The 25,820-nt window shown below is 57.0% G+C and carries 17 protein-coding genes and 2 pseudogenes; 8 read left to right on the forward strand and 11 right to left on the reverse strand.

The annotated features are described in order from the left end of the window. Positions 1–31: 31 nt before the first annotated feature. Complete coding sequence (locus tag MYY08_RS02825) at positions 32–535, forward strand: phenolic acid decarboxylase (protein ID WP_038628186.1); 504 nt, start codon at positions 32–34, stop codon at positions 533–535. Between the two features lie 259 nt (positions 536–794). Here MYY08_RS02825 and mgtA read toward each other — a convergent pair. Next, positions 795–3,481: pseudogene (gene mgtA, locus MYY08_RS02830) on the reverse strand (magnesium-translocating P-type ATPase). Between the two features lie 740 nt (positions 3,482–4,221). On the opposite strand from mgtA, the gene acnB reads away from it, so the two are divergent. Continuing rightward, on the forward strand, positions 4,222–6,819 hold the full coding sequence (acnB, locus tag MYY08_RS02835; RefSeq protein WP_104951624.1) for a bifunctional aconitate hydratase 2/2-methylisocitrate dehydratase: 2,598 nt from the start codon (positions 4,222–4,224) through the stop codon (positions 6,817–6,819). Positions 6,820–6,886: 67 nt separating this feature from the next. Here acnB and MYY08_RS02840 read toward each other — a convergent pair whose 3' ends face one another. Then, positions 6,887–10,615 carry a S6 family peptidase gene (locus MYY08_RS02840; protein ID WP_502888444.1) on the reverse strand — a complete coding sequence of 1,243 codons (3,729 nt, stop codon included), beginning with the start codon at positions 10,613–10,615 and terminating at the stop codon, positions 6,887–6,889. A 259-nt stretch (positions 10,616–10,874) separates the two neighbouring features. Between MYY08_RS02840 and yacL the strand changes: the two genes are divergently transcribed. Then, entirely contained in the window at positions 10,875–11,237 is a 363-nt protein-coding gene (gene yacL / locus MYY08_RS02845) for a protein YacL (RefSeq protein WP_038628179.1), read from the forward strand. Between the two features lie 129 nt (positions 11,238–11,366). Here yacL and MYY08_RS02850 read toward each other — a convergent pair whose 3' ends face one another. The 6 genes and pseudogenes from MYY08_RS02850 to MYY08_RS02875 all read right to left on the reverse strand — a co-directional run bounded on the left by MYY08_RS02850 (position 11,367) and on the right by MYY08_RS02875 (position 17,258). Then, complete coding sequence (locus MYY08_RS02850) at positions 11,367–12,047, reverse strand: SDR family NAD(P)-dependent oxidoreductase (RefSeq protein WP_038628176.1); 681 nt, start codon at positions 12,045–12,047, stop codon at positions 11,367–11,369. Next, positions 12,044–12,523, reverse strand: a complete 480-nt coding sequence (locus MYY08_RS02855) for a NanQ anomerase/TabA/YiaL family protein (protein WP_288013028.1) — start codon at positions 12,521–12,523, stop codon at positions 12,044–12,046. The genes MYY08_RS02850 and MYY08_RS02855 overlap by 4 nt, the downstream gene beginning before the upstream one ends. A gap of 21 nt (positions 12,524–12,544) precedes the next feature. Next, positions 12,545–13,726, reverse strand: coding sequence for a sialidase family protein (locus MYY08_RS02860; protein ID WP_288013031.1), 1,182 nt, complete (start codon positions 13,724–13,726; stop codon positions 12,545–12,547). 1 nt (position 13,727) lies between these two features. Beyond that, complete coding sequence (locus MYY08_RS02865) at positions 13,728–15,143, reverse strand: sodium:solute symporter family protein (protein ID WP_190296521.1); 1,416 nt, start codon at positions 15,141–15,143, stop codon at positions 13,728–13,730. A gap of 77 nt (positions 15,144–15,220) precedes the next feature. Next, positions 15,221–16,105 carry a dihydrodipicolinate synthase family protein gene (locus MYY08_RS02870; protein ID WP_288013036.1) on the reverse strand — a complete coding sequence of 295 codons (885 nt, stop codon included), beginning with the start codon at positions 16,103–16,105 and terminating at the stop codon, positions 15,221–15,223. Between the two features lie 2 nt (positions 16,106–16,107). Further along, a pseudogene (locus MYY08_RS02875) lies at positions 16,108–17,258 on the reverse strand (iron-containing alcohol dehydrogenase). A 256-nt stretch (positions 17,259–17,514) separates the two neighbouring features. Here MYY08_RS02875 and dtnK point away from each other — a divergent pair. Genes dtnK through MYY08_RS02890 form a run of 3 tightly spaced genes read left to right on the forward strand, consistent with a single transcriptional unit; the run spans position 17,515 to position 20,533 of the window. Beyond that, a complete protein-coding gene (gene dtnK, locus MYY08_RS02880; RefSeq protein WP_104951429.1) occupies positions 17,515–18,780 on the forward strand; it encodes a D-threonate kinase in 1,266 nt (421 codons plus the stop codon). A gap of 16 nt (positions 18,781–18,796) precedes the next feature. Then, positions 18,797–19,753 carry a D-threonate 4-phosphate dehydrogenase gene (locus MYY08_RS02885; RefSeq protein ID WP_038630122.1) on the forward strand — a complete coding sequence of 319 codons (957 nt, stop codon included), beginning with the start codon at positions 18,797–18,799 and terminating at the stop codon, positions 19,751–19,753. 6 nt (positions 19,754–19,759) lie between these two features. Further along, entirely contained in the window at positions 19,760–20,533 is a 774-nt protein-coding gene (locus MYY08_RS02890) for a DeoR/GlpR family DNA-binding transcription regulator (protein WP_084970797.1), read from the forward strand. 40 nt (positions 20,534–20,573) lie between these two features. Here the strand turns inward: MYY08_RS02890 and speD are convergent, their stop codons facing one another. The 3 genes from speD to MYY08_RS02905 form a co-directional block, all read right to left on the reverse strand. Beyond that, on the reverse strand, positions 20,574–21,383 hold the full coding sequence (gene speD, locus MYY08_RS02895) for an adenosylmethionine decarboxylase (RefSeq protein WP_038628156.1): 810 nt from the start codon (positions 21,381–21,383) through the stop codon (positions 20,574–20,576). Positions 21,384–21,397: 14 nt separating this feature from the next. Further along, positions 21,398–22,270, reverse strand: coding sequence for a polyamine aminopropyltransferase (gene speE / locus MYY08_RS02900; protein WP_084970799.1), 873 nt, complete (start codon positions 22,268–22,270; stop codon positions 21,398–21,400). A 104-nt stretch (positions 22,271–22,374) separates the two neighbouring features. Further along, positions 22,375–22,722, reverse strand: a complete 348-nt coding sequence (locus tag MYY08_RS02905) for a YacC family pilotin-like protein (protein ID WP_038628152.1) — start codon at positions 22,720–22,722, stop codon at positions 22,375–22,377. Between the two features lie 481 nt (positions 22,723–23,203). Between MYY08_RS02905 and MYY08_RS02910 the strand changes: the two genes are divergently transcribed. Further along, entirely contained in the window at positions 23,204–23,491 is a 288-nt protein-coding gene (locus tag MYY08_RS02910; protein ID WP_144380568.1) for a hypothetical protein, read from the forward strand. A 254-nt stretch (positions 23,492–23,745) separates the two neighbouring features. Then, complete coding sequence (gene cueO, locus MYY08_RS02915) at positions 23,746–25,320, forward strand: multicopper oxidase CueO (RefSeq protein ID WP_038628149.1); 1,575 nt, start codon at positions 23,746–23,748, stop codon at positions 25,318–25,320. The last annotated feature ends 500 nt before the right edge of the window (positions 25,321–25,820 follow it).

The following is a 25,820-nucleotide window of genomic DNA, read 5'->3' on the forward strand; positions in this document are numbered from 1 at the left end:
ATTTACCCATTAACCAGAAGGAGTAAATTTTATGAGCTTTGATAAACATGATATTAGCGGTTTAGTGGGTAAACATCTGGTCTATACTTATGATAATGGTTGGAACTATGAAATTTACGTCAAAAATAATGCAACGGTAGATTATCGCATTCACAGCGGTCTGGTCGGTAACCGTTGGGTGAAAGATCAGCATGTTTACCTGGCGCGCCTTGCCAGCGATGTTTACAAAATTTCCTGGACGGAGCCTACCGGCACCGATGTCAGCCTGAGCGTGAACCTCGCCGACAAAGTGTTTCATGGCACCATCTTCTTCCCGCGTTGGGTAATGAATAACCCGGAAAAAACCGTCTGCTTCCAGAACGAACATCTCGATGAAATGGCCAGCTACCGTGAAGCAGGTCCGGCCTATCCGACTGAAGTGATCGATGAGTACGCCACGCTGACCTTTATCCGCGACGTGGGTGAAAATGACGATAGCATCATTAACTGCCCGGCCAGTGAACTGCCCGCCAACTTTCCTGAAAACCTGAAATAAACGGAGCGCCTGGCTGGCCCAAAAATATCTTTCTTTGCAGCAGAGAATATTGCGGTAAAGCGTAATGTTGCAATGCGTGCCCGTTTGCAAAGCCCCAAGTTTATAACCCCGACCTGACAATATATCAGGCCGGGGTTATTTTTTAGAATAATATTTGCCAGCGGTGGTATTAATTATAGTCTGACAAAAGTGATTATTTCCCGTGGACGGCGTGATAAAAACAAAAGCCGCTCAGGAAAAGGTTTGAACACACTTTATCTCAGAACCACTCGCCATAGCGACGCATATAAATCGTTTTCACGCCCTGGCTTAACAGACAATAGCCGAGCAGCGTGGCGACCAGCCACGGGAAGTAGCTTAACGGCAGCGCCTGTAAACCAAAAGTGGCGGCCAGCGGCGAGAAAGGCAGCGTGACGCCGATAACCACCACCGCCAGCGTTGTTAGCATAATCGGCCAGCTGGCGCGCGCCTGGATAAACGGAATCTGGCGCGTACGCAGCATATGCACCACCAGCGTCTGGGAAAGGAGCCCTTCAATAAACCAGCCGGACTGAAACAGTCCCTGATGATCGATGCTGTTGGCGCCGAAAACATGCCACATCAATGCGAAGGTCGTGATATCAAAAATTGACGACAGCGGGCCCATCCACAGCATAAAGCGTCCGATATTGCGCGCATCCCATTTACGCGGGCGTTGCAGAAAGGATTTGTCCATCCGGTCCCAGGGCAGTGCCAGTTGGGAGATATCATAAATCAAATTCTGTAACAGTAGCTGAATGGCCAGCATCGGCAGAAAAGGAATAAAGGCGCTGGCGACCAGCACGGAAAAAACATTGCCGAAGTTCGAGCTGGCGGTAATGTTCAGATATTTAATGATATTGCCGAAGGTCTGGCGACCGGTGACAACCCCCTGTTCCAGTACCAGCAGGCTTTTTCCAGCAGAATAATACCTGCGGCCTGGCGAGCAATATCGCTGGCGCCGTCGACGGAGATCCCGACGTCGGCGGCGCGCAGCGCTGCGGCGTCGTTAATGCCGTCGCCGAGAAAGCCAACGGTATGTCCCTGCTGTTGCAGCAATCTGACCACGCGCGCCTTTTGCGCCGGCGTGATACGGGCGAACAGCGTATGCTGCGTCGCCCGCAGCGCCAGCTGCGCATCATCAAGCTGGTCGATCTCTTCGCCCAGCAGCGGCTCGCCTGCTTCCAGACCGACGTCGCGGCAGATTTTAATGCTGATCGCGGCGCTGTCGCCGGTCAGCACCTTAATCGCCACGCCTTTTTCCTGTAGCGCCTGAATCGCTGCTGCCGCGCTCTCTTTTGCCGGGTCGAGGAAAGTAAGCATGCCGTACAACGTTAAATCGCACTCGTCCTCAGCGGTTAAATGCTGATACCACCCGGTGGCGCCGGTTTCACGCTTGCCTATCAGCAGCACGCGGTAGCCTTCTTCGTTCAAACGCGCCGCCCGATCGCGCAGCCTGTTACGCCACGCGTCATCCAGCGGCTGCCGTTGTCCGTCGATACAAACGTGAGTGGAGACCGCCAGCATCTCCTCCAGCGCGCCCTTGCAGATTAAAAGGTGCTGGCCCTGCTCATCTGCAACCATTACCGACAAACGGCGGCGCTCAAAATCAAACGGCAGCTCATCAATTTTACGCCAGTGCTGGGGTAAATCATGACGATGGCGCGTAAACGCCAGCACCGCGCGATCCATCAGGTTTTTATGGCTGCTCTGATGGCGGCTGTTCAGCCAGGCCAGCGTCAGCACCTGATGATCGCTGTTGCCCTGTAGATCAATATGCCGATCCAGCACAATTTGGTCTTCGGTCAGCGTCCCGGTTTTATCGGTGCAAAGCAGATCCATGGCGCCGAGATTTTGAATCGCCTCCAGGCGCTTCACCACCACTTTACGGCGCGCCATCGCCATGGCGCCTTTCGCCAGGTTGGTGCTGACGATCATCGGCAGCATTTCCGGCGTGAGTCCGACCGCAACCGCCAGCGCGAAAAACGTGGCGTCAAGCCAGTCGCCTTTGGTAAAGCCGTTCAGCAGCAGCACAACCGGCACCATCAGCGCCATAAAACGGATCAGCAGCCAACTTACGCTGTTAACGCCGCGATCGAAGGCGGTAGGCGCGCGCTCGCCGACCAGTTTACGCGCCAGAGAGCCAAACCAGGTGCGGCTGCCGGTAGCGACCACCACCGCCGTAGCGGCGCCGCTGGCGACATGCGTGCCCATCAGGCACACGGAAGCGGCCTTAAACAATGCGCTTTCACTCAGCGGCTGTACGGCATTTACAGGCGTCAGCCGACACGATTTTTCTACCGGCAGCGCTTCACCGGAAAGGGCGGACTGGCTCACCAGCAGGTCGCGCGCGGCCATGAGCTTAATATCCGCCGGAATCAGATCGCCTGCCGCGAGCAGAATAATATCGCCCGGCACCAGATCCCGCTGCGGCACCTCGACAATTTGCGGGGATACGCCGTTATCTTTTCGACGCAGCACGCTGACGCGGGTAGTCATCAGCGCGCGCAGCGCATCCGCCGCTTTATTATTGCGGAACTCCTGCCAGAAGCGCAGCAGGGCGCTAAGCAGCACCATGGTCAACATAATGGTGATGCCGGTCAGATCGGTCTCCTCACCCTGACGCAGCGGCAGCCAGTAATCGGTGAAAAAGCTAATGAAGGTCAGCCCCAGCAGCACATAAATAAAGGGGTTGTTAAATGCTGTCAGCAACTGCCAAAGCGGATGAGGCGCCTGTTCATTGGCGACCTCGTTGGCGCCGTAGCGCGCCTGGCGCTCAAGAACCTGTTTATGGGTTAATCCGCGCTCGCTGCTCTGTAAACGCAGCAGCGTGGTTTCAGCAAGAACGCCAGCTTCATCGCCGATCGGCAGGCGTCGTTGAGCCGCAGCAGCGCGCTGACGCGCCGCCAGATTGATGGTCTGAGTCATCTCAGTTACTCCAAATGATACGCACCCCGATCCCGCTCAAAATGAGATCGCGGCAAAATATGAGATGGCGTTGCAGAGAAAGGGAGTAGGTTACTCAGCTCCTGTGCAACGCGTTTTACGTTGCATACAAGGGGGTTCGTCCATGACGTCTCCTTAACCGCCGTAAGGCGATAACAGATTCAGCGCTGTAAGAGTCAGCGTAAGGCGAGCCGTTACGTTAATCCGTAATGGCGAAAAGAGGCCGCTTATGGCCTGGGGGAAAAAGTGCGCGGCGATACATTAACATCAGGTTCATCTCTCAGGGGGTTAAAACGCAGACGAACCGAAAGCTCGCTGCCTGCCTGGCGGCAAGCGGCTGGCTTGCCTGTTAGATCGAATAAGTAAGCAAAAAAGGGCTCCTGCTAATAAACGGCGCTAAGTATAAAAAGATTCAGACGCTGGGTAAATTCGCAGCCTTAACCGCTCCTCAACGGGAAAGACATTTTTTCCTTAACAAAAACGCCTCAGCCATAAATTAATTTTATCGTTAAAAAGTTGAAAAAGCGCTGCGGCAGGCGTTTCGCCGGGGAAACGGCTTTGATAAATAATGTTGCTTTTTTGTAAACGCATTAACAACAGCAGCAAATCCTGCTATGCTGGCGGACGCGAAACCGGGCACCTTACCCTACATAAGCATCCAACAGATCGCCGTGAAAAAAGGTGGCCGGAAAGCCCTATACAATGAGAGCGAGGAGAACGTCGTGCTAGATGAATACCGTAAGCACGTTGCCGAGCGTGCAGCCCAGGGAATTGTTCCTAAACCTTTAGATGCATCCCAAATGGCCGCGCTGGTTGAACTGCTGAAGAACCCTCCGGCGGGTGAAGAAGAATTCCTGTCCGATCTGTTAATTAATCGTGTGCCGCCGGGTGTTGATGAAGCGGCCTATGTCAAAGCCAGCTTCCTGGCTGCCATCGCCAAAGGCGAAACGACCTCTCCTCTGGTAACACCTGAAAAAGCGATCGAATTGCTTGGCACCATGCAGGGCGGCTACAACATCCATCCGCTGATTGAAGCGCTGGATAATGAAAAGCTGGCGCCGATTGCCGCGAAAGCGCTGTCCAACACGCTGCTGATGTTCGATAACTTCTACGATGTGGAAGAGAAAGCGAAAGCGGGCAACCCGCATGCGCAGCAGGTGATGCAGTCCTGGGCGAACGCCGAATGGTATCTGAACCGTCCTGAGCTGGCGGAAAAAATCACCGTCACCGTGTTCAAAGTCACCGGCGAAACCAACACCGACGATCTTTCTCCGGCGCCGGATGCCTGGTCGCGTCCTGATATCCCGCTGCATGCGCTGGCAATGCTGAAAAACGCCCGTGAAGGCATTGAGCCGAACGAGCCGGGCAACGTAGGCCCGATCAAACAGATCGAAGCGCTGCAGGCGAAAGGCTATCCGCTGGCTTACGTCGGCGATGTAGTCGGTACCGGCTCCTCGCGTAAATCCGCCACCAACTCGGTGCTGTGGTTTATGGGCGACGACATCCCGTACGTGCCGAACAAAAAAGGCGGCGGCGTGGTGCTGGGCGGCAAAATCGCGCCAATCTTCTTCAACACTATGGAAGATGCCGGCGCGCTGCCGATCGAAGTGGACGTCAACAACCTGAATATGGGCGATGTCATCGACATTTATCCGTACAAAGGCGAAGTGCGCAACCACGAAACCGGCGAGCTGCTGGCTGAATTCAGCCTGAAAACCGACGTGCTGCTGGATGAAGTGCGCGCCGGCGGCCGTATTCCGCTGATTATCGGGCGCGGCTTGACCACCAAGGCGCGTGAGTCGCTGGGCCTGCCGCACAGCGACGTATTCCGTCAGGCGAAAGATGTGGCGCAAAGCACGCGCGGCTTCTCGCTGGCGCAGAAAATGGTTGGCCGCGCCTGCGGTGTCGACGGCATCCGTCCGGGTCAGTATTGCGAGCCGAAGATGACCTCCGTCGGTTCGCAGGATACCACCGGCCCGATGACGCGCGATGAGCTGAAAGATCTCGCCTGCCTTGGTTTCTCGGCCGATCTGGTGATGCAGTCGTTCTGTCATACCGCCGCCTATCCGAAGCCGGTCGACGTGCAGACGCACCACACGCTGCCTGACTTTATTATGAACCGCGGCGGCGTCTCGCTGCGTCCGGGCGACGGCATTATCCACAGCTGGCTGAACCGTATGCTGCTGCCGGATACCGTCGGCACCGGCGGCGATTCGCACACCCGTTTCCCGATCGGCATCTCTTTCCCGGCGGGCTCCGGCCTGGTGGCGTTCGCCGCCGCGACCGGCGTCATGCCGCTGGATATGCCGGAATCGGTACTGGTGCGCTTCAAAGGCAAAATGCAGCCGGGCATCACCCTGCGCGATCTGGTGCACGCGATCCCGCTGTACGCCATCAGGCAGGGCCTGCTGACCGTTGAGAAGAAGGGCAAGAAAAATATCTTCTCCGGCCGCATTCTGGAGATCGAAGGTCTGCCGGAGCTGAAAGTCGAGCAGGCGTTTGAGCTTTCCGACGCCTCTGCCGAGCGTTCCGCCGCTGGCTGTACCATCAAGCTGGATAAAGAGCCGATTATCGAATACCTGAACTCCAACATCGTCCTGCTGAAATGGATGATTGCGGAGGGCTACGGCGATCGTCGTACGCTGGAGCGTCGTATTCAGGGCATGGAAAAATGGCTGGCCGATCCGCAGCTGCTGGAAGCGGACGCCGACGCCGAGTACGCAGCGGTGATCGAGATCGATCTGGCGGAGATCAACGAGCCGATTCTCTGTGCGCCAAACGATCCTGATGACGCGCGCCTGCTCTCCGACGTGCAGAACGAGAAGATCGATGAGGTCTTTATCGGTTCCTGTATGACCAACATCGGTCACTTCCGCGCGGCGGGTAAACTGCTGGACAGCCATAAAGGCCAGCTGCCGACCCGTCTGTGGGTTGCGCCGCCGACCAAAATGGATGCGGCGCAGCTGACGGAAGAGGGCTACTACAGCGTCTTCGGCAAGAGCGGTGCGCGTATCGAGATCCCTGGCTGTTCGCTCTGCATGGGCAACCAGGCGCGTGTGGCGGACGGCGCGACCGTAGTCTCGACCTCGACGCGTAACTTCCCGAACCGTCTGGGTACCGGCGCTAATGTCTACCTGGCTTCGGCGGAGCTGGCGGCCGTCGCTTCTCTGCTGGGTCGCCTGCCGACGCCGGACGAGTACCAGCAGTTCATGTCGCAGGTGGATAAGACGGCGGTCGATACCTACCGTTACCTGAACTTCGATCGTTTGGATCAGTACACCGAAAAAGCGAAAGACGTGATTTTCCAGACGGCAGTCTGATAACGCAGCACGAAAAACAAAAGGGCGGTAATAACCGCCCTTTTTTACGCCTGCTGTTTAAGGGTTATCAGAAAGTTACCTTTATGCCTCCGGTAATTCCCCAGTCGTTGATGCCTTCTTTTTCCGTTTTGCGTTGATGCTGGAGCTGGCCGGTTAGCTTAACGTTGTCCGCGACATTTAACGCCATATCCGCCGCTAGCTGAATACCATTACCGCCCTTGCCGGAGTTGAAGGTCGCGTGATTTGTGCTGTCGCCCACCCGCGTTTTATTCGTGTGCGAAGAGCGATGGACGTAGCGCAGCGAGCCGCCCAGACTAGCCTGCTGCGTTGGGCAACGCTCGCATTGATAGCGCCAGGCGGCGCCCAGCGAATAGAGCGGAGTGCGCTGCATCTGCCAGGAGACGTTAGCGTTATCGCTATCGCGCAGGCTGTTGATTTGTAGATGCTGATACAGCAGACCGGCAACCGGGCCTACGCGATGATTGCCGAGCTGCCAGGTTTTTTCCGCATCGAGACCCAGATGCCAGCTGGAGGCCGTTGGGCTGGCGACCCGCCCGCGCATATCGGTATTCACTTTACCGCGAAAGTGCGTATAGCCGAACGGCGCCGATAACGTCAGGCCGCTGTCATGCTGCCACGTCAGCTGCGAAAATAAGCTCAGGGTATCGAACTGGCTGTTGCTGACGCCGTCACGCGCCTGCGGCACCATGGAGAGTTTGCCCCAGGCGACGCCAACGCTAAGGTTGGCGCGTTGTTGCTCTCGATCCAGTAGCGTGCGCTGTGTGCCCAGCATCCAGCCGTGATACTGGCTATGGAAGTTGTAGCCGTAGCGTTGGAAATTTTCGCGCGTATGATAACGATCGCTGCCTTTGTAGCAGAAAGCAAAAAAGGAGGAGTCATCGCGTGCCTGCGCTTTAAATAGCGAAAGTAAGTTCTTCTCAAAGCTGAGAAAGGCTGTCGGCAGGGAAATGTAGGCGGGCACCTGCGGGATCACCGCAGGTCGTACTACCTTGTCGGGGACCGGCGTTGGCTGCGTCTCTGGCGCCGGTTCTGGCTGCGGCTGCGGCGTTGGTTCTGGCTGCGGCTGTGGCGTTGGTTCTGGCTGCGGCTGTGGTGTTGGTTCTGGCTGCGGCTCTGGCGACGGTTCTGGCTGCGGCTGCGGTGTTGGTTCTGGCTGCGGCTCTGGCGTTGGTTCTGGCTGCGGCTGTGGTGGTGGTTCTGGCTGCGGCTCTGGCGGGGCGGGAATGGCGTTACCGTCCTCGCTCAGCATGATATTTTGCAGACGATAATCCCAGAAACGATCGCCAGCACCGTCAAGCAGACGCTGTTCCGCGCTTGCTTTGCCAGGCGCAAAGGCATACAGGCCCCACGCCCAGGCGCCACGCGCTACGTAGCTGCCCGCGAGCTTAAAGCTGTCGGCGCTGGCTTTACCGCCTACCTGAATCAGTGAAATGCCTTCATGGTTATCAGCGATACCGTTATGGTTAAGATCGCTGTCGCTCCAGATGCCCTGCGGGTTGACGCTGACCATTATCGCTTGATCGTTTGCGCTTTGCAGATCACCGTCGATTAGCAGGCGATCGGTCACGCCATCGCTGAAGCGGGTATTGAGCGCCAGCGTATTAGCGCTGCTGCTGGTAAGGTTTTTAATGCGCAGCGTTGTGCCGATCTTATCCTCCGGCTGCGCTCTGCCGGGAAACAGTGTTGCGCCGCTCGCCATGATGACCGCGTCCAATGTGCCTTTACCGGCCAGCAGCGTATTTTCCGCCATGTTGAGCGGCGAGGTGATGTGATTATTCACCACCAGCTCGCCCTGATTCAACGCGATACCACCTTCGGCTGTTACTTCGCCATTCAGCGTCAGGCGTCCTTCGCCCTGTTTCTCCAGCCAGCCTTTTCCGCTGATACTGGCATCAATACGCGAAGCGAGTTCGCCTGCGGTGCTGGCGCGTTGTCTGATATCGGCGTACAGCACGCTATCGCTGTCGGTCAGCATCACGCTGCCGTCAAGAGCCGATCTGGCGTAAAGATTAAGCCTGGCGTTGCCCGTCAGGGTAGCGGCGGTGGTCAGATTGCCGTGCTCCCCGAGCGTCAGCGCCGCATCAGGCGCTACCGTTAGCGTGTTGGCGGAATAATATTTCTCATCCCAGTCGTTGCTATAGTAAACCTTACCGGCATGGTACACACGCTGACCGGTAAGCGACAGCTCACCGGCGTTGACCGCCAGCTGATTTACCTCAGCGCCGCCCGCCAACTGCCTGACGGTTAAATTATTGTCTGGCTGAAAGATAAGATTAAGCCTGTCGGCGCTGGCCTTATCGCCAAATTTCCCCAAAAAAGCGTATTTACTGCTGTTGAGCGTGACCGTCGCCTGCTGGCTCGCGTGATGATTAACAATGCGTGCGCCATCATCGTTATGTTTGATATCGCTAAAGCTTAGCGAGTTGCCGTTGAGATCTAGCGTGCCGCCACGATAACCAAATTGGATATTGCTGCTTTTTATCTGATCGGCACTGTTTAACACCACGGTAGGGCGACCGCTTACCAGCGTTATGCTGGAAAATGCCTCTTTATTGCCCGCGCTATCCGCCTGTTGATCGAGAATAACGGTGCCATCACCCACGTTCAATGAACCAGCATTAATGCCGCTTGCGTTGACATGCAGGGTCCCTGCGCCGACTTTATGTAAAGCATCGCCTTTCAGGCCGTTAACCTGCCAGAGTACCGTTTTCGCTTTATCGACTTCGATTCCGCCGCCAACCCAAGTGGCATTAATATTGGCGGCGCTGGCTACTTTATAGTCAGCGGAAAATTGTAGCTTGCCAGCGCCCATATTAACCGCCTGATCCAGGAGGATAGTGCCGCCTTCACCGTTAAAGCGCAGATCCCTGGTGGCGTCCAGCGCTTCGTTGCTGGCCTGTGAAGGCGCCAGGCTGTTAAAGCTGGCTTCCAGACCGTGCCACTGCCACTGCTGCCCGCCCTGAGCGAGTATCTCCTGGCGCCAGTGAATATCGCCGTTGGCCTGCTTGTCGGTAACGTCGGGATCGGTATTGTTAGCACGAATGGCGTCAATAAAGTCATGCTGAATAAAGCTGCCATTGGTTTGCTGGGCGTAATTCACCGGATTGCCGGAAATGGCGACCGCAACGCTTACCAACTTCCAGCTACTGTCGTTCGTATCATAGACAAAAATCGGGCTGCCGCTATCACCTGCCTGTCCGGCAGAGGAAAAGGGGGTTTGCGCACGGTTTATCCAACGCAGCCTTGAATCAAGCGTGATGTCCTCATATTTTATCAGACCGCCGCTTTTCCACTTATAGGCTGCACTGAGTTGCGTCATTTCTTTCTGATCTTCATTAATCTGATATTGCCTGCCCGTGCCGACGCGCGCCAGCCAGGGAAAGCGCTCGCTGCCACCGGCAACGATGCTGTCTTTATCAATGGATGCCACGGGCGCGGCATCTGTCACGACCTTATTTAAACGCGGAGCATGAAAATCGATGCTGGCATGGTCGTTGCGGTTGATTAAGGTATAAGTTGCGGCATATTGGGCGCCGTTGCCAAAATTGATAGTTTTATAGCCGCCGTTGTGACGCACGCCAGCAATATAAGAGGGATGGATTAATGTGGCGTAGCCCTGACTGGCTACCATGCTAAAGTCAGGGAGCGGGAAATTAAGCTGGCTGTCCAGTGAGCCGTCCCGGCGATAAAGCGGCACGTTTACTGCTCCTGCCTTATATTTTCCCTGGTTTTCAGCGAAGTCGCGGTAGTCCTGAACGTTAATGTCGTGGCGCATAACGCCTGCCTGTGCCGCTAAACTTAAAAAAGCGCTGCCCCAGCAGCATCGATATAGTCTTCTTTTCATTAACATATCCGTATGTTTTTATTGAAGTGAGGAAAATAATCAATCTGGAACAATATAAATAAATTTGAGGACATAATGTATATTCGCGGCAAAAATGCGACGTTTCTCAATTTTCACGCTGTGTTTCAGGCATCAGACTGCAATAATGCGCGCTATTAACGCCTTAGCTGCTGATATTGAGGGTAGAACAATGGAGTATGAATTTTTGCGCGACGTCACTGGCCAGGTGAAGGTGCGTATGAGCATGGGCCACGAGGCGGTCGGCCACTGGTTCAATGAAGAGGTCAAAGGCGACATGGCGTTGCTGGATGAAGTCGAAGCGGCGATGGAGCAGGTTAAAGGCAGCGAGCGCGAATGGCAGCGTCAGGGCCATGAATATACGCTTTCACTCAACGGCGAGGATGTGATGATCCGTGCTAACCAGCTCGCTTTCGATACGGATGAGCTGGAGGAGGGCATGAGCTACTACGATGAAGAGAGCCTCTCGTTCTGCGGCATGGAAGACTTTCTGGCGGTAATCGCCGCCTACCGCGCATTTATGCAGGGCCGCTGAAACAAGCCCGCCCATGCAGCCGCAACAGGGTAGCCAGTGGCGAAAAGGTCTGACAAGGTAAAAAAGCAATGAGAAATTTGAAGGCCCGCATCATTATGATGCGGGCCTTTTTGCTTTAGCGCTGCTGAATCAGTTGAGCGAGGCGCCGCCGCATATGGCGATCTCCTGACCGGTAATGGCGGCGGCGGCGGGAGAGAGCAAAAAGCTCGTCAGCGCCGCCACTTCATCCGGCTGAATATAGCGGCCAATCGGCGGCAGCTTTGGCGGCGAGCTGGCGCGGCCGGGGCCATCCAGCATCGGTGTCGCCGTCGCGCCGGGCGCCACCACATTAACGGTAATGCCGCGCGGCGCCAGCTCCGCCGCCCAGCTGCGCGCCATGCCCACCAGCGCCGCCTTGGTGCTGACATACTGGCTGCGGCCCGCCGCGCCGCGCGAGGTACGGCTGCCGATCAGGATAATGCGTCCGTCGTCAGGCAGACGATTCAACAGCGCGTTGGCGATAAGTTCCGCCGCGTAGACATGCAGACGCCACAGCCGCTGGCTGATTTCTCCTTCCAGTGCCCCCAGCGGCGCCGCCTGCATCATTCCGGCTGCGTGAATAAAGGCGTCAGGTGCCGGCAGCGTCGCCAGCGCGGTTTTTAACGCCCGCTCGTCAGACAGGTCGACGGCCAAATGATGCAGCGCGTGGTGCGCCTCGCCGCTGGCCGAGCGGCTGAGTCCGGTCACCTGCCAGCCTTCGCGCAGCAGACGCTCGACAATGGCGCGACCAATGCCGGAGCTGGCGCCAGTGACCAGCGCATGGCGGCTCACGGCGCCCTCCGCAGCATCTCAACCGGCACTTTAAATACCGCCTTGCGCACCTGCGCCGGTCGGTCGTCTACCGCGCACAATGCCTGATGCGCTTCGCCGGGCGCGAATATGGCGAAATCGCCCGCTTGCAGATACAGCTGTTGACGCAGCTGCGGTTGTGCCACGATCCAGAGGTCGGGTTTGCGCTCTTCCGCCGGCATTTCCCGCGCGTCGGAGACGTCGTAGCGAATGATCTCCTCACCGGCCAGCACCACCTGAATATCGAGCCAGCGGCGGTGATATTCGGTGTGACGAGTAACCGCAGGCGCGGTGTGGTTGACGCCGATAGTGCAAAACCAGCCTGCGCCTTCCGGTTGCCAGCGTCCGTCGGGCGCTGACTGTAGCGCCGCCAGCGAACATTCTGGTCGCGCCAGCAGGGCGTAAAGTTCTTCTGGCAGCGTCGCCAGCGCAAGGTATTGCAAATTGCCCGTTATCATTCTCTCTCCTTGCTTTCGTCGTTAGCCGGTCACCCAGCTTTCATCCACGCGCGCATACTTAATCGTCTGACGATGCCAGGTCCAGGCGATATGCAGCTTACCGTCCGGCCCCTGTTTAATACTGGGATAGGAGAGCTCTCGGTTCAGGCGTTGCTGCGAGTTATTGGTCATGCAGTAGCCGTCGCCTTCCTCCAGATTGCGCCGCCACGGCCAGCTCCGGCCGCCATCCCGCGAGATCGCCAGCGTCATCGGCGCACGCGGCGCGCCCCAAAAGGCGCTGCGTCCGCCGTGCGGCTGCGCCGCGACCGATAGCGCATCGCTACCTTCTTCATCTTCAATTTCGTCATACAGCGAGGTGCGGCGTTCGCTGGCGCCTTCCGCGCTCATATTGTTAAACACCAGCGCCAGATCGCCGTTGGCGAGCGTCGTCACCTGAATGGACGAATTGTTGTTCGGCAGCTCGGTGGGCTGCGGCGCGCTCCAGCTTTCGCCGCCGTCGACGGAGCGGCTCTGCCAGATATAGTCGGCCCAGCGGCTGCGGAACAGCGCCAGCAGCGAACCATCCTGCAACACTACGATATTCATATGCACGCAGCCGGTGCTTTCCGGCACCGCCACATCGCGCCAGCTGCGCCCGTTATCGCGCGAAATCTTCACCGCGCTAACGTCATGGTCGCCTACCCATTTTTCGCCTGGTCGCGTGCGGCAATAGAACACGGGCAGCAGCCACGCGCCGTCCGGCAGCACGACGATCGGCTGGCGGATAAAGGTGCCTGGCTCCTCCAGCAGCGTCTGGATTTCGCCCCAGCTGTAGCCCATATCCTGCGACTGGCGACAGCGCACGATCGCCGTATCCTGATTGCCGGATTTCTGCGCGGTCCAGAGCAGCCACAGCACATTATCGGGTGCGAGAAACAGCACCGGGTTCTGCTCGGAGCGGCCCGGATCGTCTGAAAGCTTCTGCGGCGCGCTCCAACGGTCGCTGCCGCAGTTCAGACGCGAGCAGTAAACAGAGATATCGGCGATCCCCTCCTGAGTGCCGCCGAACCAGACGCACATCAGGTCGCCGTTCGGCAGCGGCAGCAGGTTCGCCGCATGGTTTTGCGGGCAGGGTGAAGGCAGCATCGCCGTCAGCCGCTGCGGATCGTCCGCCGCTTCGTTAAGCTGGCCGTCAAAGGGAAGGGTTGGGGTTGCTTGCGTCATATCAGGCTCCACTCTTTTGCATATTTTGTTTGGTTTTCGCCACCGGCTGCTTCTGCGGGATCAGGTGATCCAGCGCCATAATCACCGCCGGGGTAATCAGGGCGATATACATATTGTTGATGCCAAACGGATCGCCCAGCAGATACCAGACCGAGGTAACCACGCAGGCGCCGATCAGACCGGCGTTGGCGCCGCGCGCGCTTTTGAAAAAAGGCAGGTAAAAGGCCATCATCGCCACTACCGAGATCGACAGGCGTATGGCGCGAGTAAAGAAAGAGAGCTTGAGCACTTCCGGCACGAACAGGACGAACAGCAGCGGCAGGAAGCCGATCGCCAGCGACAGCCAGCGCGTCATTTTGAATTCGCGCTCCGGCGTCGGGTTGCGCATCGGCACATAGAAGTCTTTGACGATCAGGGAAGCGATCGCCAGCGCCACGGTGCTGACGCTGACGAAAATCGACGCCACCAGCGAGGTGGTGACCAGGCCCGCCAGCCACGGACTCATATCCTGCAAAAACACTGGCAGCGCGTAGAGGCTGTTGATATCGGGATGCAGATATTTCGCTGCGACGCCGATAATGGCGATAGCGATGGCGATAGGCAGACAGAAAAAGAAAGCCACCCAGGTGGCGCGCTTCGCTGAGGCGGCATTTTTTGTCGAGGAGATCGCCTGGATCACAAACTGAGTGCAGAAAATGGAGCCGATAGTGCCGATCAGCCAGGCGAAAATAGTGCTGGCGCCGACGTGGCCGTCCCAGGTCCAGTAGAAATCGGGCATCTTCTCTACCATCGGTGAAATGCCGCCGGTCATATGCAGCGCTACGCCGAGGATCACCAGTATGCCGAAGTATTTTATCGCGCTGTGCAGCAGCGTCACCCAGGCCATCCCTTTCATACCGCCGAAGGCAAAGTAGAAGGTGCTGACGATGGCGGTAATAAAGGCGGCCACCGGCAGATTCACCTTCAGCACCGTAGAGATCGCCGCCGCGCCGCTGACGTAGTTGCCGACGTTCACCAGCAGCAGGGCGTAGATCATGATCAACGAGATAATGTTCTTCGTCGAGGTGCCGTACTTTTCGGCGATCGCCCCGGAGATGGTGATTTTGCCGGTATTATAGATGCGCTTCACCAGCAGCAGGCCGAACAGCGGAAAGCCGATCGCCGCGCCAATCACTGACCAGGAGGCGGCGAAGCCATCTTCAAAGGCGGCCTGCGCGGTGCCGATAGTCGACTTCGCGCCGATATATTCCGACATTAGCATCACGCCGACAATAAACGCCGGCATGGCGCGCGAGCCTTCCATAAAATCGCCGGCGCTTTTACTGCGCAGCCGCCAGGTGAGCCAGGTGGTAAATAAGATATACGCAATCACGATACCGATAATGATCAGCGTATCGACAGCAGCAAATTCTTTCATTATGGCCTCTCTCAGACGTAATGAACCCTGGGGCCGGGCAGCCCCTTCACGTAATCATGTGGACGTTATGTTTTTTGTTATTGCAGATACTGATTCACAATCTGGCGGATGCGCTGTTCCTCGTCGGCGCTGAATCGCACCGCGTAGCGGCTCTCGCCAACGTCTTGTCCCATTAGCGCCAGCGCTTTTTTCACCGCGGCCGGGGAAAAGGCGACGTTGTAAAGATCGGTACGCAGGCCGGTCACGTTCTCCTGCGCCTGTCGGGACGTCTCCAAATCACCCGCCTGGAAATGACGCCAGATGTCATTGATCGCCTGCGGCGCGACGTTCGCCAGGCCGGAGATGCAGGCGGAGCAGCCGTCGACAAAGCCCTGATGAATCAACGAATCGGGGCCGTTCAGCACGTTGAAATTTTCCACACCCTGCGTGGCCTGAAGAAATCCGCTCAGGCTGTCGTAACTGCCGGCGCTGTCTTTGATGCCGATGATGTTCGGATGCGCCGCCAGCGCGCGCACCGTCTCCGGTTGCAACGTATTGCCGGTGCGCGCCGGAATGTTATAGAGAAACAGCGGCGTCTCCAGCGCGTCCGCTACCTGACGATAATGGGCGATCAGCTCTTCCTGCTTCAGCGGCACAAACCAGGGCGTAATCGCCGAGACCGCATCCACACCGAGCCGCGCCACCTGTCTGCCGAGGCGAATAGTCTCACGCGTCGAGATTTCGCCAATGTGCGCCACCACCGGCGCACGGCCGGCCACCTCATCAACGCAGGTTTCCGTTACCGCCAGCTTCTCCCGCTCGTTCAGCACGAAAAATTCGCCGTTGGTGCCGCCGCAAAAAATGCCGTTGCCCGCCGACAGCTGACGGCGCACCTGCTGACGCTGGGCGGCAGGGTGAAACGCGCCCTGCGCGTCAAAAGTGGTGACGACGGCGGTCAGGACGCCCGTAATGTTCTGTTTCATGGTTACCTCTGCGTGGATGACGGAAACAGGGTCAGGTAGACACCCCGCACCAGATCGGTGTTAACCGCGGTCGGAACGTTCTTGATCAGGCGCTGCACCTCCAGCGCCGAGTTGACCAACGCTGGCAACTGATCGGCGCCAATGCCCAGTGCTTCCAGGCTGGCGGGCAGTTTCAGGCGCTGTACCAGCGCCTGAAATAGTCCACCAGCGCGTGGGATTTCTCTTCATCGCTCAGCGTGGCGTCTGCGCCGGGCACCAGATCCCATACTTGCGCGAACTTCGTGACCGCAGCGGGGCGGATTACGCGCATGCAGGGCGCCAGCAGGATGGCGTTCGCCACACCGTGCGGCAGGTGATATTTGCCGCCTAATGGATAGGAAAGGGCATGCACCAGATGCGTGCCGGCGTGGGCGATGGCGGCGCCGCCGTACCAGGAGGCCCAAAGCATATCGAGGCGCGCCTGCAGGTTGTGCGGCTCGGCGACGCTGGTTTCCAGGCTGGCGAACAGCTTTTTCATGCCGATGAGCGCATAGTTGTCGCTGACCGGATTGGCGACCGTGGCGGTAAAGCATTCAATCAGGTGACACAGCGCATCGATGCCGGTAGAGGAGGCAATGTGCGGCGGCATGCTGGTGGTCAGTTCCGGCGCCAGCGCCACGTAATCGGGCAACATCACTGGCGAAATAATGCCGACCTTGGTCTCCTGTTCCGGGATCGCCAGAATCGCGTTGGGCGTCGCCTCGGAACCAGTGCCGGCGGTGGTGGGGATCAGCAGCGATGTCAGGCGCGCTTCAGGCTTCACGCCCGCCAGCAGCGCTTCCAGCGTCGGCGCGTCAGGACAGCAAAGCACTGACAGCAGCTTTGCCACATCCAATACGCTGCCGCCGCCGACGCCGATCACCATATCAATCCGCCTGTCTTCAATACCGCTCAGCAGGGCGCTGACGTCGTGCTGACTCGGCTCAGGCGGCACGCCGTCCAGAATCGTCAGCCGCTCCGTCTGGCGGCGTAACCTTTCGATCAGCGCCGCGACCGCAGGAATGGCGATGATGTTTTTATCGGTCACCAGCAGCAGGTTACGCCGGTTCTGGATCAGATAGCCGATATCGTTAAGCGCCTGAAAGCCGCTGATAAGGGTGCTGTTGATGTTCATGAGGTCTGCCTTTTCTCCTTGTCACGCCGGAATCGCTGAAGCAGTTGATTGTATTTCGTCATCTTTAAATACAAGCATTGCATGGCTGCCCAATTTTATAGGGTATATCGCTTTCGATTAATTTGAGGTTGCTCCCATTTAATCAATCGTGATTGAATATAATCATGTTACGGTTTTGGTTAATCATGGCCTCTTGATAAGAAAGCAGGCCTGGCGGGCGCAGAGGCGAAAGCCAATGCAGTAGAAAGGAGTGGCTATGAAAATGGTCGTCATTGCTGATGACTTTACCGGCGCCAACGACACCGGCGTTCAGCTGGCGAAGAAGGGGGCGCACACCGAAGTGATGCTCTCTGCGCGACAGAAACCGTCGCGCCATGCTGACGTACTGGTGATCAATACCGAAAGCCGCGCCTTTGATGCGGCCACGGCGGCGCAGGCGGTCACGGAAGCGCTGACGCCGTGGCGTCAGGCGGATCTGCTGATCTACAAGAAAATCGACTCCACCTTTCGCGGCAATATCGGCGCAGAGATTGAGGCGGCGCTGCGGGCCAGCGGAAAACGGCTGGCGCTGGTCGCCGCCGCGATCCCTGGCGCAGGGCGCACCACCCTGAACGGCGAGTGTCTGGTGCATCAGACGCCGCTGGCGCAAACCGAATTTGCCAGCGATCCGCGCACGCCGATTGTCGCCTCGCGTATTAAAGAAATCCTGGCACAGCAGAGCCGCCTGCCGGTAACAGAGGTGACGCTCTCAACGGTGCGCAGCGGCGAGCTGTCGGCACTGTTGCGTCATTGCCAGCGGCAGGCGCCCGCCGCCGTGGTGGTGGCCGACGCGATTACCGAACGGGATCTGGCGCTGATCACGGACGCGGCGTTGGCGCTGGAGGAACCGCCGCTACTGGTGGGCGCCGCCGGGCTGGCCGCCGCGCTGCCCGCCAGCGCCTGCGTTGCTGCGCGGCAGAGCCTGCCCGTGCTGGCAATCGCCGGTTCGATGAGCGAGGCGACGAGGCGTCAGGTTGAGCTGGCGATCCGCAACCGGCGCGCGCAGGCGGTGGAGGTGGATGCGGCGTTGCTGCTGAACCATGACCGGCGCGATATCGACCGGCTGGCGCAACAGGCGAGCGCGCTGATCGCTGCCGGACAACACTGCATTTTACGTACCAGCCGCAGCATGAACGATCGTCATCAGATCGATGCGCTGTGCCAACAGTTTCACTGCGGTCGCGCGGAGCTGGGCGAGCGGCTGAGCCAACTGCTCGGCGAGCTGACGCTGGCGATTATGGAACGCGCGCGCATTGGCGGCCTGTTTCTTACCGGCGGCGATATCGCCATTGCGGTGGCGCAGGCGCTGAATGCGCAGGGCTACCGTATTCAGCAGGAGGTGGCGCCCTGTATTCCATGCGGCCGTTTTATCAACAGCGAGCTTGATGATTTGCCGGTGATTACCAAAGCCGGCGGTTTTGGTTCTGAGAGTGCGCTCTGTGACGCGCTTTCGTTTATTGAGGAGATGTACCGTGACCACTAAGACCATTGCCGTAACCATGGGTGATCCCGCCGGTATCGGCCCGGAAATCATTATTAAAGCGCTTTCTGAAGGAGAGCTAAACGGCGCGCCAGCGGTTGTGGTGGGGTGCCTGGAAACATTCAGGCGCATCATGGCGCAGGGTAACCTTCCTCAGGTTGAGTTGCGCGAGATTGGCGCCGTTTCCCATGCGCGCTTTGCGCCGGGCACGATCAACGTGTTGGACGAACCGCTGGCGGATCCGGCGACGCTGACGCCGGGCAATGTCCAGGCGCAGGCGGGCGACCTGGCCTACCGTTGCGTACGGCGCGCGGCCGGTCTGGCGATGGCGGGCGAGGTGCAGGCGATTGCCACCGCGCCGCTGAATAAAGAGGCGCTCCACGCCGCCGGGCATCTCTATCCTGGTCATACCGAACTGCTGGCTAAACTGACCGACAGTAAAGATTACGCCATGGTGCTCTATACGGAGCGGCTAAAGGTCATTCACGTCACCACGCATATCGCGCTGCGCAAGTTTCTCGATACGCTGAACCAGCCGCGCGTTGAAACGGTGATCGGTATGGCGGACACTTTTTTACGCCGCGTCGGCTACAGCCATCCGCGCATCGCCGTTGCCGGCGTGAATCCGCACGCGGGTGAAAACGGGCTATTCGGCGACGAGGAGATCCGTATCGTCGGCCCGGCTATTGAGGCGATGAAGGCGCGCGGCGTTGACGCTTACGGCCCCTGTCCGCCAGATACGGTTTACCTGCAATGTTATGAAGGCCAGTACGATATGGTGGTGGCGATGTACCACGATCAGGGGCACATTCCGCTTAAGCTGTTGGGCTTTTACGACGGGGTCAATATCACCGCCGGACTACCGTTTATCCGTACCTCGGCGGACCACGGCACCGCATTTGATATTGCCTGGACAGGTAAAGCGAAGTCTGAGAGCATGGCGATCTCGATTCAACTTGCGATGCAACTTGCATAGGGAAAGATGAAAGGACAAAGTCGCCTCGACCAGATTATGGATTATTTGAAAGGCCATAATCTGGTTACTGTTGATCAACTGGTGACGGCCATTTCCGCCTCGCCCGCCACTATTCGCCGCGATCTGATCAAGCTGGATAAGGAAGGCGTTATCAGCCGGACGCATGGCGGCGTGACGCTGAACCGTTTTATTCCTGAACAGCCTACCACCTCAGAAAAGATCCAACGCAATCTGGCGGAGAAGCAGGCGATCGCCCACGAAGCCGCGAAGCTGGTAAAGGCCGGAGACGCGGTAGTGTTGGACGCCGGCACCACGATGTTGGAGCTGGCGCGCCAGCTAACCCATCTGCCGCTGCGCGTGATCACTGCCGATCTGCATATTGCGCTGTTCCTCTCTGGTTTTCGCCAGATTGAAGTGACGATTATCGGCGGACGCATCGATGATTCCAGCCAGTCCTGCATCGGCGAACACGGGCGCCGTCTGCTACGCACTATCCATCCCGATATCGCCTTCGTCAGCTGCAACTCCTGGAGCCTGGAGAAAGGGATTACCACGCCGACGGAAGAGAAAGCGGGGCTGAAGCAGGATCTGCTGATTAATGCGCGCCGTCGCGTGCTGCTGGCCGATAGCAGTAAATATGGTTCCTGGTCGCTGTTTTGCGTGACGCCGTTACAGGCGTTGACGGAAGTGATAACCGACGGGCGGCTGGATGAAGAGACGCAGGCGCAGCTGCGCCGGGAGAAGATAGAACTGACGCTGGCGCAGGCCCGCAGCGCATAATGAATCGGGGCGGCAGGAACCGCCCCGGCAAGGCAGGGCCTTACTGCGTTTTCAGGCCGACAGTGGGGATATTGCGGCCATAGTAGATTTCACGCATCTCTTTCCACAGCAGGTCGGTGATCCGCTTGTGTTCCTGCGGGGTCAGGTCTTCCGGCCGGGTATTAAAAAGGTAATGCTTGAGATCGAATTCTTTCAGCAACATCTTGGTGTGGAAGATGTTTTCCTGATAAACGTTCACGTCGACCATGTCATACATCGCTTTCATATCGTCCGACATAAAGTTCTGTATAGAGTTAATCTCGTGATCGATAAAGTGCTTCACGCCATTTACGTCGCGGGTAAAGCCGCGCACGCGGTAGTCGATGGTGACGATATCCGATTCCAGCTGGTGGATCAGGTAGTTCAACGCTTTCAGCGGTGAAATCACGCCACAGGTGGAAACTTCGATATCGGCGCGGAAGGTGCACAGCCCGCCTTCGGGATGGCTTTCCGGGTAGGTGTGGACGCAGATATGGCTTTTATCCAGGTGGGCGACCACCGAACCTGGCAGCGGGCCAGGATGCTCCGATTTATCGATATCCTTTGGATCGATCGGTTCTTCGCTGACCAGAATGGTTACGCTGGCGCCTTGCGGTTCATAATCCTGACGCGCAATGTTCAGCACGTTCGCGCCGATGATTGAGCAGGTCTCGGTCAGAATTTCAGTCAGACGATTGGCGTTGTACTGCTCATCGATATAAGCAATATAGCCGTCACGTTCAGCCTCACTGTTCGCATAGCAAATGTCGTAGATACAAAAACTCAGGCTTTTCGTCAGGTTGTTGAAGCCATGTAGTTTCAGCTTTTGCAATTTAGTTCACCCCCTTATAAATGTCCGGTCGGCGCTGACAGCGCATTCAACAGATATTGCGGCAGAGCGAAGCTGCCCGTGTGGATCGCCGGATTGTAATACCGGCAGTTCAGGCCTGCGGACGCAAAACGCGCCTGCAACGTCGCGGCGTCAATCTGGCGCAGCGCCGGATTATCGCTGGCCCAGGCGAAGGTCATAATGCCGCCGTAATAGGTCGGGATCGCCGCCTGATAAAAGCTGACGTCGCTGAAATAATGACCCAGCTTGCGATGACTGGTGACCGCTTCATCCTGTTGCAGGAAGCAGACGCCATTCTGCGCCACAAAGATGCCATTTTCATTAAGGCAGCGTTTACAGCCTGCATAGAATTCCGAGGTAAACAGGCTTTCGCCCGGACCCACCGGATCGGTGCAGTCAGAGATGATCACGTCAAACTTTTCGTCGGTCTGATTAACGAAGTTAACCCCGTCGTCGATCACCAGACGGAAGCGCGGATCGTCGTAGGCGCCTGCGCTGTGGTTCGGCAGATACTGACGGCAGAATTCGACCACGCCTGCGTCGATTTCAACCATCGTGATCTGCTCCAGCCCGGCGTGACGGCTCACTTCACGCAGCATGCCGCCGTCGCCGCCGCCGATGATCAACACCTTTTTGGCGTTGCCATGGGCAAGCAGCGGCACATGCGTCAGCATTTCGTGATAGATGAATTCGTCGCGCTCGGTGGTCTGTACCACGCCGTCGAGGGCCATAACGCGCCCGAAAGCGGCGTTTTCAAAAATAACCAGATCCTGGTGCTCGGTTTTTTCACGGTAAAGCACCTTATCTACCGTGAAATATTGTCCGAAGCCGGCATGAAGGGTTTCATACCAAATTTCATTTTGGGCCATGGTGGGACTCTCCTCAGAATAGCCATGAAAATTGGGCGGCACATCATAGCTAACTCTGGCAGGGGATGCACGGTCAAATTAGCAGCAGGAAAGCCTCAGACGCGTTACTTCACATAGGCCAGCAGGCTGAGCGAGTCGCGCGCCAACGCCTTGCATTTCTTGTCGTTAGAGACGGCAATGCCACTGAGATCGCGATAGCTGTCTTCGCCCAACGCCTTCATGTTATAGCTGGCGTAGTTGGTCAAATCCCAGCGGTTCTGCTGCGCGAAAAACACCAGCGCCTTGCGGATTTGGGCATCAGGCAGGTCCTGATAGCCGCAGTCATTCTTGAGATAAACAAAGACAGCGGTCAGATCCGCCAGATCTTCCGCTTCCGATTCGCTAAGCGCAAAGCTGGTGGACGAGAAACCGAGCAGCCCCGACAGCAACAGGGCCTGAATGCCTTTCTTCATAATCATTCTCTTAAAATTGCAATAATCTGACGTTAGCACAGTTATGGACGGGCTTCAGGCCATTTTTACGCTTTGCCGCCGTTTGCGGTTAAAATCGTCGCATTCTGCGTCAGCACCAGGCCCATATCAAGCCGTTTCTTATCGGCATCATAATGCTTAGCGGCAAAGGTCAGAATCGCAGGCGTTCGAGTCAGCAGGCACCCTGTGACAGGACCTGGAGCAGCGGGCGGGTAGCAGGCGTAAATCGGCTCTGTTTTATGCCTTTTCGGCTAAGTACAGTGGTTAGCTTCGGATAGGCGGATAAAAATTATAAATCCTTTGATAATAATGGTTTATTTAAGCTGCTACGCTTATGACGACACACGATATAGTGATGAACAGACGAAAGATGCTTATGATTTAACGAAGCGATACTCAATATCGCAGGATGATGAGCAGAACCAAATTATTGATAAGCCAGGTCGTCTTGCAGAAAAAATCTTTGAATAAAAGTGTAGTAAGAATATATGTCAGGCTTCTTTGCGCCAAAGGTAAATATAAAGAAGCGATAAGATCGCCAGAAACTCTCAATAATGTTAAGCCGAATGTACCGCTATTGCTTCAGGAGTGCAGGTTAAAAGATCGCATCTTTCATCGCGATAAAAAGTGTTATAAGAGAGCGCTATCGCTGTCAGAGCAGAAAGACCGTAAAGATCCAGACTATCTGATGGTGCTGTTTCTTTCGGACGATAAAAGATTTGAAAGAAAAAGATTATTTACGCAAGCATAAGGATAATCCGGCGCTCTCTTTTTTTGAAAAGGGTAAAAAGACGGTTTTAAAAGAACGTTATCCTGAATAATGCGGCAATGCCCTGTAACGCAGCCGATCGTTACTATGAGAGCATGGAACGAATAAGCCTCTTTTCCGGTCGTTGCGGAAATCAGAGTGAAGGGTGGTTTCCCGCGGGCTAAAAACGTTAAGATTTATGACTGACGTGCAATTACTCCCGGGTTCCGCATGAACCCTGTTCAAAGGACGCCGACATGCAACGCCGCGACTTTCTTAAACTTACCGCCGCGCTGAGCGCAGCGGGCCTGTTTCCCTTTTACTCAGGCCGGACGCTGGCGCAGGGCCGCCCCGCGCTGCCGATTCCCGATCTGCTGACGCCCGATATTCACGGTTCGGTGCGCGTAATCGCCCAGCGCGGCATCAGCCGCTGGAACGGCAAGGCGGTTAACAGCTGGGGCTATAACGGCGCGCTGCTGGGGCCGGCGATTGAAATGACGCGCGGCAAAACCATCAATGTGGCGCTGGAAAATCGCCTGCCGCAGGCGACCACAGTTCACTGGCACGGGCTGGAAGTGCCGGGCGCGGTGGACGGCGGTCCGCAGGCGATTATCGAGCCTGGCGGCAAGCGCACAGTCGCCATCACGCCCGATCAGCCTGCGGCGACCTGCTGGTTTCATCCGCATCAGCATGGCGAGACCGGTTATCAGGTGGCGCAGGGGTTGGCCGGGCTGGTGGTGCTGCGCGACGATGAGTCAGAAAAGCTGCTGCTGCCGAAACGCTGGGGCGTGGACGATATTCCGGTCATTTTGCAGGATAAGCAGCTGACGCCCGATGGAACCGCGATTGATTATCAGCTGGACATAATGCGGGCGGCGGTTGGCTGGTTCGGCAACCTGATGCTGACCAACGGCGTGCCATCACCGCAGCATGCGGTGCCGCGCGGCTGGCTGCGTCTGAGGCTGTTGAACGGCTGCAACGCGCGTTCGCTGAACCTTACCGCCAGCGATCGGCGTCCGCTTTACATAATAGCCAGCGACGGCGGCCTGCTGGCGGAGCCGGTCAAAGTCGAAACCTTCATGATGCTGCCCGGCGAACGGTTTGAGGTGCTGGTGGACACCAGTGACGGCAAGGCGTTCGATCTGCAAACGCTGCCGGTGACGCAGATGGGAATGACGCTGGCGCCGTTTGATGCGCCGCTTTCGCTGCTGCATATTCTGCCGCTCCGGGTTATGGCGAGCGGCACGCTGCCGGATAGCCTGGCGACGCTGCCGCCGCTCCCGACCAGCGATAATCTGCCGCAGCGCTGGCTACAGCTCATGATGGACCCGCAGCTCGATCGGCTGGGCATGCAGGCGTTACAGCAGCGCTACGGCAGGCAGGCGATGGCGGGGCACGCGCCGCCATCGACGCCAGGTGCGTCCGCCGCGCCGTCTCACCATCATGATATGGGCGACATGAAGCACGCCGCCGCGTCTGGTTACGATTTCCGCAACGGCAATAAAATCAACGGACTTGCTTTCGATATGAATAAGCCGATGTTTGCCGTGAAACAGGGACAGCTGGAGAAATGGACCATTTCCGGCGAGGGCGACAGCATGCTGCATCCTTTCCATATTCATGGCGCGCAGTTCCGCATTCTTACTGAAAACGGCAAGCCGCCAGCGGCGCATCGTCAGGGATGGAAGGATACGGTGCATGTAGAAGGGTGGCGCAGCGAGGTGCTGGTGCGCTTCAACCATCTGGCCGACGCGCAGCACCCCTATATGGCGCACTGTCATCTGCTGGAACATGAAGACACCGGGATGATGCTGGGCTTTACCGTGGCGTAACAGCAAATTGGCTGAAGTCTGCAGGCTGTATGAGCAGGCTAAAGCGCAAACCCTTTTTTTGACCGTCCTTTTAAGTGTTTGATTTTAAATAGCAGACAGAGGAAAGGATAAAAAAGGGTTTGCATAGGAATTGTGGCGAAAGTCATTTATCGCTAGTGAGTTACGCTTTAATATCAACAGTTCACTGCCGTACAGGCAGCTTAGAAATGGTTCCCTCGAAAAGAATTTCATCGCATGGGGTTCACTGCCGTACAGGCAGCTTAGAAACCGATGAAATACGTTGCACCGCTAACAAAAGATTCCAATAACAGAAGTCGATCGATATATTCTACACATTAACTTTATAGTCTTATCTACCACGTAGCCATTAAATAATTAAGGGACTAATTATGTTAAGTAAAAAAATTCTATATAGCTGGCTGGTCAGCTATTGCCTGGGATTTTATATCATTAGCCGTAACTCGCTGCGCATTGTGGCGCCGTGCGGCGTAGCCATCGAT

Origin of the sequence: Mixta sp. (assembly GCF_024610815.1) — a bacterium.
Classification (GTDB): Bacteria; Pseudomonadota; Gammaproteobacteria; order Enterobacterales; family Enterobacteriaceae; genus Mixta; species Mixta calida.